Here is a 13,958-nt window from a genome sequence, read left to right as displayed (position 1 = left end):
GTCCGGTGGTGTTGTTTCTGATCAGTGGGTTGGTGGGCTGTCTGGGTTGATCAGTTTGGCGTGGTTGGTGTGTGTCCGGGGTGGGGTGTTGGGTGCGGGTGTATGGGCGTGGGTGGTCGGTGGGGTCTGGATGGGGTTGATCTGTGGGTTTGTCAGTTGGTGTGTGGGCTGGTCAGGTGTGGTCACCTGGCGTGTTCAGGGGGCCGGTTGGCTGATCGTTGGTAGGTGTGGTGGATGCCGAGGGTGGTGAGGAGGTGTTGTTGGTCGGGGTGGAGGTGGTGGTAGCGGCGGCGGGCGCGGCCGATCCAGCTGCCGATGGCGGTGTTCGGGTGGGGGATGCGGTGGGCGGGGTCAAAGGGCTTGCCGGCGTGGATGTAGTCCAGGGCGCGGTGGTAGTTGCGCTGCCATTCGGTTTTCCAGGGCGGGTTCCACCAGGGGTCGATCGCGGTGAGTTCGGTGGTGTGGGGGGAGGCGGGTAGGTTGCGGCGGGCTCGGACGTTGGCCCGGGTGCGTTGGCTGGCCAGCCAACGGCCGAGGGGGAAGCCGTCGTGCAGGGTGTCGCGGGGGACGGCGAGGTGACCGTGCTGGGCGGCATACGCGCGGGCGTGAGTGAGTGCGGTCTCGAAGTAGACGCGTTGGTCGGGGCGGTGTCCCATCAGGGCGCCGCCCGCGGCGCGATGGCGGATCCGGTCTGGTGGTGTGCGTAGCCGGAGGCCGTGTTGGGCGGTGTGGACGGCGTCGGGGGTCAGTCCGAGGCCGGCCAGGAGGTCTTTCTGCTGTGGGTGCAGATGCTGGTAGTCGCGGCATTGCCGGCGTAGCCAGGCTGCAATGCCAGCGTCGTCGAGGTCGTCGAATCCGTTCGTGGGGTTCAGCGTCTGCCCGGTGACAGCGGTGCGGGCGCGGTAGTAGTGGCGCTGCCAGTACAGGTGCCAGGGCGGGTTCCACCATGGGTCGATGGCGGTCAGGGCCTGGACACGGTCGGCAGGTACGGGGGGCCGGCTGCTGTGGCGGTTGCGGAGCCGGGCCAGCCAGGTGCCCAGGGGGAAGCCGTTGTGCAGGGTGCTTTCGCCGATGGTGGCGAGTTGCCCGTGGTCGGCGGCGTAGGCGGTGGCGTGGTCAAGGCCCCTCTGGAAGCGTTCGCTGTGGCCGCGCCGTGGTGGCCGGGCCGTCTGGGCGGCCCTCGTGTCGATGCCGAGGTCGGCCAGCAGGTGCCGCTGTTGCGGGTGCAGGACCTGGTGGCGGGTGCACTGTTCATACAGCCATTCGCCGAGGCTGATGCCGACACCGGGGAAGCCCGCGGCTGCGTCGAGCGGGCCGTGGGTGCGGGTGTGCTGGGAGGCCTGGTGCCATGGCCGCTGCCATTGCTGGTTCCAGGGCGCGTTCCAGTACGGGTCCAGGGCGGCCAGCGCCGTGAACTGGCGCTCGGGCATGCGCACATGGCGGGCGCGCTGGTTGGACAGCCAGATGCCCAGCGGGTGGCCCTCGTGCAGGGCGCCGATCGGCACGATCAGGTGTCCGTGCTGCAGGTGGTAGGAGCGGGCGTGCGCCAGGCCCTGCTCGAAGGCCTGCTCGGTGCGCCGGCCGTAGCCACGCAGGTACGTCGTTGGTGATGACGGCCGCTGGGAGCGGGATGTAGGAAGGAGTTCGTACAGAGGGCGGGGCCGGTGTGGAGCGGGGATCTTCCACAGGGCGCGCTGCGCGGCGGGTGTGCCTGCGCCGGCCGTACGGGCCAGGGTGTGGGCCCACGCGAACAGCGGCCCGTGGGTGACGTCGCGCAGGTGTTCAGCGAGCCAGGGCCGCTCAAGACGGCGGGCCACCTCCTCAAGGAGCCAGGGGAGATCACCGAGCCGGTAGGGGACGTGTCCGTGTGTGTCCCGGGTGATCTGCTGCTGGGCGCGGGTGCTGGCCAGCAAACCGGCGAGAGCGACGGTGTCGGGGTAGGTGACGAGGTCACGTGCGGCGGCCTTCCACCACCGTGGGTCGGTGCCCGCAGGCCGTACGGCATGAAGCCGCAGCGGCCAGATCCGTTCCTGGCGCGGCCAGTTCTGCTCCCACCATCTGCCGGTGACCGCCTGGGCGATGGCGAAGGCTTGTGCCGCGGCCTGGTTGCGGCGCAGCAGTCGCCGGTGCCGGTGATGGGCTTCGACCACCTCCGGGCAGCCAGCCAGGTGCACGGGCAGCCCCCCGGTGCCGGGCAGCGACAGCAGCCAGTACCGGTGGCGGGGGCAGACACGCTGCTCGGGGGCGAGGTAGCGGCGTGCCGGGACGGTGCGTGCGGTGCGGGCGGCGGTGCAGGCGGGGCAGGCGGGCCCCCAGGCGGCGACGGCCTCTTCGCCGTGCAGGAGCCGCCCGCCGGGACCTGTGCCCTGGCGGCCGCGGGGCTCCTGGCAGGTCCAGGCAGGCAGAGCATGTTCGAGCACCGAGGGCGCCACGCGGCACAGGAGGGCGACCCGGGCGCGTGCTTCGGCGTTGAGATGGACTTCGCTGTCCGGGCGGAGCTGTCCCTTGATGTTGGCCAGGTGGCCGGTCGTGGTGAGCGCGGCGAGCAGGTCTATGACGGGCAGGTGATAGCGGGCCGCCGCCCGGGACAGGAAGGACAGGGTCATCTCTGCCTCCACGGGAGCGATGCGCCCTGCCCCGCCGCCCGGCAGCCACGGCGGCACTGCGGCCGGGGCCGCGCTCGGGCAGACAACACCGCGCAGGGACCCCTTGCTGCCGGCTTCGACGGCCGCGCCCCGGCGCGCCGCCGCCGTCACTGTGCCACCGGGGCGCCACCGGTGCGCTGTGCCGTCCGGGCAGGACGCGACAGTGCTTCGGCCGCCGCGTCCAGTTCCACCTCGCCCAGCAACTGCTTGGTGATCGCTTCGGTGCCTTCGGCCAGGGCGATCAGGGCGGCTTCACGGATGAGGTGGGAGAGACTGCCGATCCGCCCCGCTGTGCGTGTGTGGAGGTAGGCGGCGTGCTTGAGGAGGCTGCCGGGCCGGTGGGCGCGCAGCCGCAACAGCTGTTCCATGCCCGAGACGAGCGCGTCCCAGACGGCTTTGTCCTGCGTGGTCGCGTACGGCAGCGGACGGTGATGGAAAATCTTGAACCGGCCGGCGAGCTGCGCTCCGCGGACGCCGTGGAGCAGGGATGAGGCTTCGATATCGATCGCGGAGTAGACGAAGGTGGCCGGGATCCGCTCGGCCAGGTACTTCAGCTGGTCGGAGGTCTCCGCTCCCACCCGGCGGCGAGTGTCGAGGAGATGGACGTCGTCGACGAGGACGAGCTGCGTGCCCAGCTCGCACAGCAGGTCACAGACGGCGTTGGTGATCTGCGTCTGGTTCAGACGGTCGGCGAGGGGCATGCCGAGGAACCGGGCGAACTCGCTGACGAGCATTTTCGGGGTGGCGGCGGGCGGCACGCTGGTGAACAGCACCGGCCTGCGCTCCCCATGGTCGGGGTGGCGGCGCCGGTCGGAGAGCTGGAAGGAACGCCCGAGCGCCATCATCGCGGTGGTCTTCCCGGTCGTGGCGGGCCCGGAGATGATCAGTCCGCGCCGGGCCCCGGCCCGCTGGTGGCGGTTGAGCAGCAGCAGCCGGCGCACGCTGGTGAAGACGCTGTCCATGGACGGCGTGCGCATGACGGCCAGTTCGCAGTGGTAGTCCTCCCGGTCGGCTTGCAGCCAGCTCGGGTCATCCGCCGGCAGAACTGCACGCTGCGGCTGTTGGACGAAGGCATCCCAGCCCTGCCATGTGGTCACGGCCGCCGTCGCACCACCGCCGGCGCCGCTCAGAGCACTGGTCACCATCGCAGGGACTCCTCCACCGGGTCGTAGACCTGCACCACGCCTGCCGCCTGTTCGGATGGCGCCGGCCCATCGTCGGCGCCTTCCACCACCGCCACAGGCCCGGGGCTGTCTTCTGCGCCAACGTCCCTGCCCGGTACGGGATCTGCCTTCGGACCGCACAAGAACCCGGGCACCGGGCCGCGGTCCTGCCCGGCCCTCGCCCGGGCGGCGACTGTCTTCTCCCGGTGGCTGCCGTGCCCGGCGGCGGTGCGCTCCAGCAGGTCCCGCAGCGCGAGCGCGAGATCGTGCTCGCGCCCCGCGCGATCGGCACGCCCGGCAACGACCTGCCGCACGTGCTGCCAGGCGAAGTCGGTGAACGGGCCGGCCACCAGGCTCTGATGGATCCACGGCACGTCCTGCCAGACGTAGTCCGGTTCCTGCCCGACACGGGGCAGACGCACCCAGATCCGGCCCGCGTCGTGCGGGTCGTAGTGAATCTCCCACAAGCCGTCCGCAGCCGCAGAGCGCCGTCCGCGGTAGGGATTGAGCGCAGCATGGTCGTAGGTGCGGTAGTCGATCCGAATGCCGTAATCGTTGATCTTCTGCCGTTTGACCGGCATCAGCTCGATGTAGTCCTCGCGGCCCAGCGGAACGGGAACGTAGCCGCACACACCGATCAGCGCCGCCCACATCTCATTCGGCGACAGAGCACGCGCGGGCATCATCGGATGCCGCAGGCCCGCATGCTCGCGCACCTGCCACCCGCAGATCACCCACTCCTGGAACAACTCGGCCAGCTGGGAAAGCGTCCACACCGCTTCCCCTCGCGCGCCGCGGCCGCGTGCACCGACGTGCGCGCCGGTGTAGCCGGCCACATGCTGCACGAACAGCGTGTTGATCGAGGAGAACGTCCGCTCGACCTGCCCCTTGGCCGCGGGCGCGCCCGGCGGCGTCGGCTGCACCGAGATCCCCACACTCGCGCACGCCGCGACGAACGACGACGAGACGAACACCCGCCCCTGGTCGACGACCACGGTCTGCGGCACGATCACGGGCCGCGCCGCGGCCCCCGCCAGCCGCGTATCCACACTCAGCAGTCGCTCATACGGGATGACCGAGTGCTGCATGGCCAATGCCTGGGGCCAGCCCGGCCGCATCGGCGCCGGCACCATCATCTGCGCCAGCAACTCAGCCGCATCCACACTGCGCGTTCCCCGCGGCCGCAACGAAGCCGCACAGATACTGCGGGTCGCCACATCCAAGGCAATGGTCAGCTCCGGCCGCTCCACCACGCCGTCGTCCAGCACGACGAAGGCATCCAGCAGAGTGCTGTCCACCATCACCACCTCGCCCGGCACCATCACCGACAAGGACTGGAACGGGACAGCGGGACGCGCCGCACGCCATCGGCGCTGACGCGCGCTGCCCTGCACTCCCCGCTCCTCAGCAAGCGTGCGCACCAGCCGGTTGAACACCGACACCGACGGCAGCGCCACCACGCCCGGGCCATGACGCTGCTCCAGCAGCCGCTCCGTGTACACCCGCAGGCGAGTGAGCGTCCCGTCCGACCGTTCCCTGCCGGCCTCCAGCACCTCATCAAGAGCGGCGACCACACGCTCATCCGCCTGCCCGTATGCCCGGTAGGGCCGCCTCGCCCGCCCGTCGACCAACCCCCACACGCCCTGACGCCGGTAACGGGCCCGCATCCGCCGCACCGTCACCGCACTCGTTGCCACCCCGGCCGCCGACAACTCCGCGGCCTTTGCCTCCTCCCGCTGAGCCAACGTCCGACGAGCAGGGTCGTACTCGGGCCGCATCACGGCAGCCTGCCCAGACCCCTCCTCAGACAGGCCGGTCTCCACCTCCCGCACATGCCGCTCCCACGCCAGCGCCCGCTCTCGCACCAGCGCCGGCAGCGTCTCCAACAGCCCCGACGGCGCCACCCTGGGCGGCGGGACGCCGTCCACAACCTCGAAGTCCGCAGCGGCGAACAGCAACGACAGCAGCAGCACTGCGACTGCTCCGTCATCGGCGACCAGCCGAACCTGACCATCGGCCAAGCCAGCCACCGTCCACGACCGCCCCTCCCACCGCACCCGGCCGGCCACCGCCACGCTCTTTCCGCAGACACCGCCAACAGAGGTGTTCACACACCCACCGCCCACACCGGAATCCGCTCGTGCAGCGGCACCGCCAGGTCAGCTGACAGTCGGCCCGACCACAGGGCGTGAAATACCGCCGGAAGCACCACCAGCGAATCCCCAACCCGCGCCGCCCCCTCCAACAGCGGCACCGGCGCTGCGAAAGCCTCCCGCAGAGCCTGCGCCAGCAACGGGCCACCGGCATTGCGGGGGTGGCGATAGCAGGCCAGCCACTTCAGGTTCGCTGCCGCCACCTCACCCAGCGGCGCCATCCGCCGGTAGACGAAGCCGACGTACGCACACGCCCCGGCCACTACCGCCGCGGCCCTTGCCGCACGCTCTCCTCCCGCCCCGGCGCGGCCGGGGCAGTCGGCCACCAGCGCCGTGCCGTCGGTGTAGCGGGCGAACAACTGCGGAACCCACGAGCGCATCCGCCCGCTGCCCGCGTCACGCCAGATCAGCCGAACCGGCCGTCCGGCCAGACCCGCCACCCGCGGATCACGGTCCAACACCATCAACTGGCTGCGCATCGCACTCGAGTCGACGGCCACATGGCCGCCAGTCGTGGCCGACCACCACCAGCCCGGACCCCATCGCCGGCCCGGCAGCACCTCGAACGCCACCGCCGGCGCCAACTGCTCGAAGCGCACGGTGACGGCGGCCTCGCACCAGCGGCGCGTCACGAGCCCACCGTCCGGGCCAACGAACTGCGCCTGCACCGCCCTTGGCTCCAACCCTTCGCAGGTCTGAGGCATAACGGGATGACCTGGCTGTGCGTCGTCCAGACCGCTATCGGTGATCACGTACACAAGACAACGCCACACTGCTCATGCCCAACGAGTGAAACCGGCTCAAACCACCTGCACTGCTGAACAGGCCACAGCCCTTACACGGCCCACGGCGTCACCATGAACCGCTCCGGGTCTGATGGAGGCTCCGGACTGTCCCGAGTTGGGTGGAGTCGAGTACCTGACTGCCTCCCTTTGAGGGTTACCGCTGCCGGTACGTCACTGACTGGGTCGCTGACAAGACCGGCTACCAGCTGGCCATCGATTCCGCCGAGGAAGCTGTGCTCTCCGAAGCGCTGACTCGCTGCCCGGACGTTCTGATCGAGGTCACTCTGGCCAGATAGCAGGCACCGGGCACCTTGCTGCCCCAGGCCGGGGTCGCCGCTGCAGGTACCGCCGCAGCCGGGCATCCGCTGACATCGCACCTGGCGCAGGGCCGTGCCAACTCCTCGTCAGGCTGCGCTGCTGAGAGGAGCGTGGTGGTGAAGGGGGCCAAAGACGGTGTCGAAGGACCGGCCGGTGCCGACGCCGACCAGGTAGTACGCGGAGCCCGATCCCGCCCGGGATCGCGGGCCTGCGCGGCCCTCGGTGAGGATGTCGTGCGGCGTGAGCACGTCGAGGTTGTCAAAGACGTAGTAGACCGGAAGATAGGTCCAGGCGGTGAGCTGCAAATGCGCCCGCACTGCCGCCCGTTCGACCGCATGCCGGTTCGTTGTGGTGCTCGTCATGCGGCTCTTGCAGTCGATCAGGGCAAGAACGTCACCCCGCGCTGCGATGAGGTCGGGCATCCAGCGAATCGAACTGTCCGTCGAGCGCAGGACGCGACGGACGTTGTCCGTGAGCGTGCCTTGCCCCCATTGACTGACGTCCCATCCGCGCTGAGTGAGACGGTTGCTGACGTATGCCTCGTGTACGTCGCCTATCGCTTTCCGCTGCTGAAAGCTCCCCATGCCAGGGAGCGTGGCGCAGCGTCCGCAGTGCGAAACGTGAGGAGGCCGCAACTCGGCCAGCCGGACGGGGGCTTACCGGGTCCGGGCGTGTCTCAGTGTGTCCGCCGGTGTCCCGGGGCGTCTCAGTGCGTTCGCTGGCGAATGACCGAAACTGGTCCATGAAACCGGTCCTCTCGCTGCCGACTGCCTACAGATATGTCCCGCTTGCTCTCCGTCGGTCAGGCGGCTGAGGGGATGCGCGCGGCGAGTTCGTGGGCCAGCCGTCGCGCGGACTCGGCCTGGTCGTTCGTGCCCATGCCGACATGCAGCAGAATTTTCAGCACCTCGTGCGCCTCCTCGATGGTCAGAACGGGCAGGCGCTCCGCGAACGCCTCTGCCGGGGCGAAGTCGGTTCCGGTGAGCTCGAGAATCTCGTCGAGAGAGGCGTTGTCCATGTCCTTTCAACCGTCTCACCCGGGCTCGGGTTACGTCCGGGATAGGGAGTGGTGCTGCTGTGTGCCTCAGCGCAGCCGCTGTAGAGCGGCCGGGCAGGGCCCGTGGGAGGCCCGCCTGGTGTGCTCGGCACCCGCCGCAGTCCCGGACCGCCGTCTGGCCCCTGTGCGCTGACGTTCCGGCCCGGGGCACCGGTACCGGGCCCGCTGGTTGTGCCGTGGGTGCTCCCGCGGCTGCTCAGCTGGCTGTTGCCTTCGGCTGCGGCTCGGCCTCGGTGGACTGCGGGGCGGTGGCGGCGGTGTAGAAGACGGATGAGCCCTGCTTGGTGCGGTGGGCGTGGCTTTTGGCGACCAGCCCTTCGACCGTGGTGCGCACGACGGTGGTTTTGATGGTGCGGTCGGGGTGGGCCTGGGTGAGTGCGGAGGAGATCTCGGCGGCCGACCGCGGCTCGTTCTGCTGCTTGAGGTGGTTGCGGATCAGAGCGACCAGGGACGGCTTGCCGGCTGCCTTGGGTGTCTTGGCGGACGAGGCCTTGGCGGCAGGCTTCTTGGGCGCCGCCTTGCCCGCACCCGCGGCGGCCGTCTTCTTCGGCCTGCTCTGCTTGGGCTCGGCGGCAGCTTGGCGGGGCACGGACACAGCGGCCTTGGTATCCGCCTCGGCGGCGGGGCTCGCCCCGCCGAGCGCCTGCTGCATGTTCACCAGCACGGTGTGGTCATGCTGCAGAGTGCGCAGCTGCTCCTGGAGGGCCTCTACTTCCACCCCGATACGTTCCTGCTCCTTGGTGTTGCGCTCCAGGTCACCTGTGATCTGGGTGATGTACTGCGATGTCAATTCTGTACTGCTGGCCTGGCTTTGAGACATGACATGGGCCTTTCTGCAGTGCGCGGGCACGGTGGTGAAGAGTAGGAACCGTGTGCGCCAGGGGATGGAGGTATTCCGTCTGTGGTGACCGGATGGCCCGCAGGACACCACTGCGGCAGCCTGCCGGAATTTAGAGATAGTACGCACGAGCGGAACCAGATGTTCCTGCTGAGTGACACATCACTCTCCCGTGAAGGCAAGACAGTCAGCGGATACGGGATGCGCCACACCCAGAAATTGGCAGCCGTGCCGTCATCGTTGAACCGCCGCCCGGCCCACCCCGACGTGAGGTGACAGGCGCCAGGAGATCTCCTCGTCGCCGATGTGCCGCCAGCCGGCCAGGAGGCGGGAGCGGACGAGTTGGTCGAGGAGGTCCTCCAGTTGCTGCGGGGACTGGCCGCACAGGCGGGTGAGCACGTCGAGTTCCGCGCTTCCGGTGCTGTCGCAGGTGTGGGCGGCGAGTGTCAGTGCGGTGAGCTGCATCGTGGGAGCTATCCCGCGCGGCGCGGCCAGGGGAGTGGGGTGCAGAGCCCAGTGGGCCGCGCGAGCACGGATGCTGCGGCCGGAGTCCTGGCTCTGCATGGCCGCATCGAGCAGACGGACTTTTATGGGGGCGTGCGGCCGAGCAGGGCAGATCAGCCATCCGGCGTGTTCGAGTTCACTCCACAGTTCGGTACGGCCCCGCAGCCGCATGCCGCGCAGGAAGCCGTTGGGGAGCCGGACATGCCCCTGGTGGTCGGCGCGCAGTGCGCACTGCAGGGCCAGCAGGCGGGCGGCGGGGGAGGAGTATCGGGGCAGGGCCACCGCAAGGTAGGTAAGCATTTCCCTCACGCACAGCCGCTCGCCCGGCCCGTGAAGGGGATTGCGGCGCCGGGCTGTCCGACGCGTCGACTTCGTGGGCGCCGGACCGGGCAGTATGTCGGGCACGACGGCGGTGTAACTGGTGGCGGCCGCGCAGGCGGCACAGGCATCCGCAAGGCGCCACATCCGACCGCTGCGGTCACAGGTCAGGGTCAGCAGCACCGGGCCGGCGCAGCCGCGGCGGCGTGGGTGCCATGAGCAGCCCCGTGCTCGGCACTGGCAGGTTCGCAAATGTCCCGGCAGCGCGTCGTTTTGAGCGTGGCGGGCCAGATGGGTCAGCGCGGCCGACCGGGCGGAGGAGGCCGGCAGCCGGTAGCCGTGAAGTGCGCAGTGAGGGCAGCTCAACAGCGGTCCTCCCGGCTGCGGGTGCAGCCGTACGGTCCAGATGCGCTGCACCGTGTCATGCGTGGAGAGCCTCATCCGGCTCGTCGTCCTCCGATCTGGTCCGTGCCGCTGAGCTTCCGTGTCCCAGACGTCTGGTCACGGGAGCCAGGCACGCTGCGGTGCTGATCCTGCACCGTCGAATGTCACCCCTTCCCTAGCAAATAGTGCAGAGGTCTGCACTGACGGGGCAGGGTCCTGCACCGTCGGATGGTGGGGTGACGATCTTGCCGCCCGACCCCGACCTCACCGCGCTGCGCGTGACGCTGGCGCGCCTGCGGGGCGAACGCGGCTGGACCTTCGATGAACTCGCCGACCGCAGCGGCCTGGCCCGGCGCACCCTCATCGACCTCGAACACGGACGTACCACCGGCAGCATCACTACCTGGCACGCCCTCGCCCACACCTTCGATGTCTCCATCGAGCACCTGCTGGGCCCGCTCTGCGACGACCACACCCCGCCCGGATCCACGGGCTCCTGACCCGGCCGCACCCACCCTGGCGCGCCACATGAATCACCCGAACCGGCGAGCAGAGGCAGAACGCACGCTCGCCTGCGCAGACTTGCGTTCGACGCCGCTGGGCTGTCCGTGGGACACGGCCCTCGTCGCCCCCACCACCATGGCGTGGCACCTGGCACGGTCCGGGCCATGTGCCCCAACACCGCCTCCACCAGCCGCCACCGGGACGGCAGCCCCCGCACCATGCACCCGCGCCGCCCGCTGCGCGTGGCCGCCGCCAGCCCCAGCCGCCTGTTGCGCGCCGGCCAGAGCAGTAGCTGCCGTCAGTGCGGTCACCGCATCGACCTCTACCAGCGAACCGACCAGCGGCCCATCGCCCTGCACCCTGCCGAACTGGCCAGCGCCGACGTCCCACCACCCTGCCGCTGGCACCTGAGCAGCGGCATCGCCCACCCCCACGGCGACGGCAGCCCCTGGTGCCGTATCCCGCACGCCGTGCTCTGCCCCGGCCGCACCGCAACCATCCGGATGAGCCCGCACATCGAGGCCATGCGCCGCCAACTCGCCGTCCGTACCCGCCGCCTCATCGACACCGGCGCCATCACCCAGGCCCCGCCCACCCCCCGCGAGACCCCCGCCGACAGCGACTGTCCGGACCGGGCTGTCGTACAGCTCCTGCTCGGCCGCTACCTGGCCGAGGGCCCCATCGACGGCATCCGCTGCGTCGCCCAGACACGCCAGCGCCGCCGCTGCCCCCACCCCGTCCTCGACTCCCGCACTCCGGCCGGCGTCTGGACGCTCCTGCCCGTTGGCCCGCAGCACGGCCAACTCGCTCTGCCCGACGCCCTGATGGCCGTCTATGACCTCAGCCGCCTGCCCTATGCAGAGCAGCTGCGCTGGCGCACCCAGCGCTGCCCCGCCCACGCTGCCCCCCCCCGGAGCCGCCGACCTCACCCTGGCGGGATGGCAGGTCTTCGACCCTCTGCTGCACGCGGCACACCTCCACACTCGCCTCCCACACCCCCCAAGCCGCCGCAGGGAGGCGTGACGGTGCCGCACCACGCCCTGGAAATCACCCTGACCCGGCCCCTCGCCCCCGCCGAACTCCGCCACGCCACCCGCGTGATGCCGCTCGCGGCAAACCACGACACCACCCGCCTCATGGCCCTCTTGCCCGCCAAGACCCCCGGCAGGTCCGCGCACCGCCTGCGCCGGCTCCTCGACACACAGCTGCCCATCGACGTGATCACCACCCACTACCCGGACGCGAGCGGGCAGGTCCTGCTCAACGTCGCCCTCCCGCCCGCCACCCGCACCACCCTGAAGACTGCCGCCGACCGCGTCGGCCACAGCCCGAAGCGTTTCGTACAGCTGGCCTTGCACGGCGCCCTGGCCCAGCACGCCAGCGACGAGGCCGACCGCCTCGACCGGGAGGTGAGGCACCTCCTCACCCACACCACCGCCGCACACCTCCTGTCGGCCGTCGGACGCGCTCTCACCCAGACCCCCGGAGTACCTCAGCCGTGAACCCGACCGACGAACAGACCGCCGCGGCCGACGCCTTCCACACTGGCGGCCACCTGGCGCTGCAGGCCGGAGCCGGCACCGGAAAGACCACCACCCTGGAACTACTCGCCCGCACCACCAAGCGCCGCGGCCGCTACCTCGCCTACAACCGTGCCATCGCCCAGGACGCCCGCACCCGCTTCCCGCCCACCGTCACCTGCAAAACCGCCCACGCCCTGGCATACGCGGCCACCGGCCATCGCTACATCCGCCGCCTGAACGCCCCTCGCCGCCCGGCCTGGCAGACCGGACAGGCCCTTGGCGTCACCAGAGCCATTCGCATCGGTGAGCGCGATCTGTCCCAAAAGACCCTCTCCAACGCCACCCTGCGCACCGTGGCCCGTTTCTGCCACACTGCCGACCCAGCGATCACAGGCCACCACGTCCCGCACCTGCGCGGCCTCGAAGACCGCGACCTGCACGCCCAACTCGCCGACCACATTGTGCCGTTCGCCCGCAAGGCCTGGGCAGACCTGCAGCATTCCGATGAGGGAGCTGTCCGTTTCGACCATGACCACTACCTGAAGATCTGGGCCCTCACAAGGCCGAAGATCGACGCCGACTTCCTCCTGCTGGACGAGGCCCAGGACACCAACCCCGTCGTCGAGCAGATCTTCCTCAGCCAGCGCAGCCATGCCCAGCTGGTGATGGTCGGGGACTCCGCCCAGGCCATCTACCACTGGCGTGGCGCCAAAGACGTTATGACGGGCTTCGACGGCACCCAGCTGGCCCTGTCCCAGTCCTTCCGCTTTGGCCCCGCCCTCGCAGTAGAAGCCAACCGCTGGCTGCGCCTTGCCGACGCCCCCATCCGCCTCACCGGGACCCCGGCCCTGGACACCGAACTCGGCCCTGTCACCCAGCCGGACGCCGTGCTGTGCCGCACCAACGTCGGCGCCATGGCCCAGGTCATGACCCTCATGGCCTCCGGATACAGGGTCGCCCTGGCCGGCGGGGGAGAGAGCCTGCGCGCCCTGGCCCTGGCCGCCCGCGACCTGAAAGAAGGCCGCCAGACCCACCACCCCGAACTGGTCCTCTTCGCCTGCTGGGGCGATCTGCAGGACTACGCCGCCCACGACCCGGCCGGACGTGATCTGCAGCCCCTGGTCAACCTGGTCGACACCCACGGCACCGATGTCATCCTCACGGCCGTCGCCCGCCTGGCTCCCGAGCCGCACGCCCAGGTCACCGTCTCCACCGCCCACAAGGCCAAGGGACGTGAATGGCCCCGCGTACTCATCGCAGACGACTTCGCCCGCCCCCAGGACACCAACGCTGACGACCAAACAGGCACCACACCATCACCCGACCCCGTCGACGACGCCGAAGCCCGCCTGGCCTACGTAGCCGTCACCCGCACCCGCCAGCGTCTCGACCTGGGCGGCCTGTCCTGGATCCACGACCACCCCGACGCCACCCTCACCGGCTAGAGCGAGCCCTCCAGAAACGGTGCCTGCGCCCCGAGCGCAGGCACGCCTCTCAAGGGGGACGTCGCAGACCACCTGTACGGGAGCGACAGCACTAGCTGTGACCGTAACGACCGCCGGGTGGCACGGGGCACCGCCGTGTTCGGCGGTGAGGGTGTACCTGCCGACGGGCACGTCGCGGGTGAAGGAGCCATTCAGCACCTCCACTTCGGCCACAAGGGCCGTCCCCTTCCGCGCACTCCGCGCACTTCGACACCCGTCATCGGGCTTGACTGCCGCCCCGCAGCCTCTGCGTCCCTGCAACGACATAGGAATCCACGACAA

Annotated in this window: 11 protein-coding genes and 1 pseudogene; 4 read left to right on the top strand and 8 right to left on the bottom strand. The window is 70.2% G+C overall.

Annotated elements, in window-relative coordinates; translation table 11 throughout:
• Positions 1-182 precede the first annotated feature (182 nt).
• The 8 genes from ACN20J_RS50310 to ACN20J_RS50275 form a co-directional block, all read right to left on the bottom strand.
• A complete protein-coding gene (locus ACN20J_RS50310) occupies positions 183-2,618 on the bottom strand; it encodes a helicase associated domain-containing protein (RefSeq protein ID WP_419669138.1) in 2,436 nt (811 codons plus the stop codon).
• A gap of 134 nt (positions 2,619-2,752) precedes the next feature.
• Entirely contained in the window at positions 2,753-3,790 is a 1,038-nt protein-coding gene (locus tag ACN20J_RS50305; protein ID WP_419669132.1) for a TniB family NTP-binding protein, read from the bottom strand.
• Complete coding sequence (locus ACN20J_RS50300) at positions 3,784-5,838, bottom strand: transposase (protein WP_419669137.1); 2,055 nt, start codon at positions 5,836-5,838, stop codon at positions 3,784-3,786. Before ACN20J_RS50300 ends, ACN20J_RS50305 begins: the two co-directional genes overlap by 7 nt.
• Positions 5,839-5,915: 77 nt before the next feature.
• On the bottom strand, positions 5,916-6,629 hold the full coding sequence (locus ACN20J_RS50295; RefSeq protein WP_361997524.1) for a TnsA-like heteromeric transposase endonuclease subunit: 714 nt from the start codon (positions 6,627-6,629) through the stop codon (positions 5,916-5,918).
• Positions 6,630-7,150: 521 nt separating this feature from the next.
• Positions 7,151-7,486 (bottom strand): hypothetical protein, encoded by a 336-nt coding sequence (locus ACN20J_RS50290; RefSeq protein ID WP_419669131.1) that lies wholly within the window; start codon positions 7,484-7,486, stop codon positions 7,151-7,153.
• A 380-nt stretch (positions 7,487-7,866) separates the two neighbouring features.
• A complete protein-coding gene (locus ACN20J_RS50285; RefSeq protein ID WP_361997520.1) occupies positions 7,867-8,082 on the bottom strand; it encodes a DUF6417 family protein in 216 nt (71 codons plus the stop codon).
• Between the two features lie 235 nt (positions 8,083-8,317).
• Complete coding sequence (locus ACN20J_RS50280; protein ID WP_419669130.1) at positions 8,318-8,911, bottom strand: hypothetical protein; 594 nt, start codon at positions 8,909-8,911, stop codon at positions 8,318-8,320.
• 282 nt (positions 8,912-9,193) lie between these two features.
• Positions 9,194-9,745, bottom strand: coding sequence for a hypothetical protein (locus tag ACN20J_RS50275; protein WP_419669129.1), 552 nt, complete (start codon positions 9,743-9,745; stop codon positions 9,194-9,196).
• Between the two features lie 656 nt (positions 9,746-10,401).
• Here ACN20J_RS50275 and ACN20J_RS50270 point away from each other — a divergent pair.
• From ACN20J_RS50270 to ACN20J_RS50255, 4 genes and pseudogenes are all read left to right on the top strand, one after another.
• Entirely contained in the window at positions 10,402-10,665 is a 264-nt protein-coding gene (locus ACN20J_RS50270; RefSeq protein WP_419669128.1) for a helix-turn-helix transcriptional regulator, read from the top strand.
• Between the two features lie 168 nt (positions 10,666-10,833).
• A pseudogene (locus ACN20J_RS50265) lies at positions 10,834-11,175 on the top strand (DUF6083 domain-containing protein); the annotation flags it as partial.
• Between the two features lie 513 nt (positions 11,176-11,688).
• Positions 11,689-12,171, top strand: coding sequence for a hypothetical protein (locus ACN20J_RS50260; protein ID WP_361997510.1), 483 nt, complete (start codon positions 11,689-11,691; stop codon positions 12,169-12,171).
• Positions 12,168-13,637 carry a UvrD-helicase domain-containing protein gene (locus ACN20J_RS50255; RefSeq protein ID WP_361997508.1) on the top strand — a complete coding sequence of 490 codons (1,470 nt, stop codon included), beginning with the start codon at positions 12,168-12,170 and terminating at the stop codon, positions 13,635-13,637. The genes ACN20J_RS50260 and ACN20J_RS50255 overlap by 4 nt, the downstream gene beginning before the upstream one ends.
• Positions 13,638-13,958: the final 321 nt, after the last annotated feature.

This window comes from Streptomyces sp. 2-1, from assembly GCF_048564895.1.
Taxonomy (GTDB): Bacteria; Actinomycetota; Actinomycetes; order Streptomycetales; family Streptomycetaceae; genus Streptomyces; species Streptomyces phaeochromogenes.
This window is presented reverse-complemented; position numbering and strand designations above follow the sequence as displayed.

Excerpts from the sequence above, each read along its gene's own strand:
- ACN20J_RS50290 (WP_419669131.1), bottom strand. The coding sequence starts at position 7,486 with ATGCCCGACCTCATCGCAGCGCGGGGTGACGTTCTTGCCCTGATCGAC.
- ACN20J_RS50305 (WP_419669132.1), bottom strand. The coding sequence starts at position 3,790 with ATGGTGACCAGTGCTCTGAGCGGCGCCGGCGGTGGTGCGACGGCGGCC.
- ACN20J_RS50285 (WP_361997520.1), bottom strand. The coding sequence starts at position 8,082 with ATGGACAACGCCTCTCTCGACGAGATTCTCGAGCTCACCGGAACCGAC.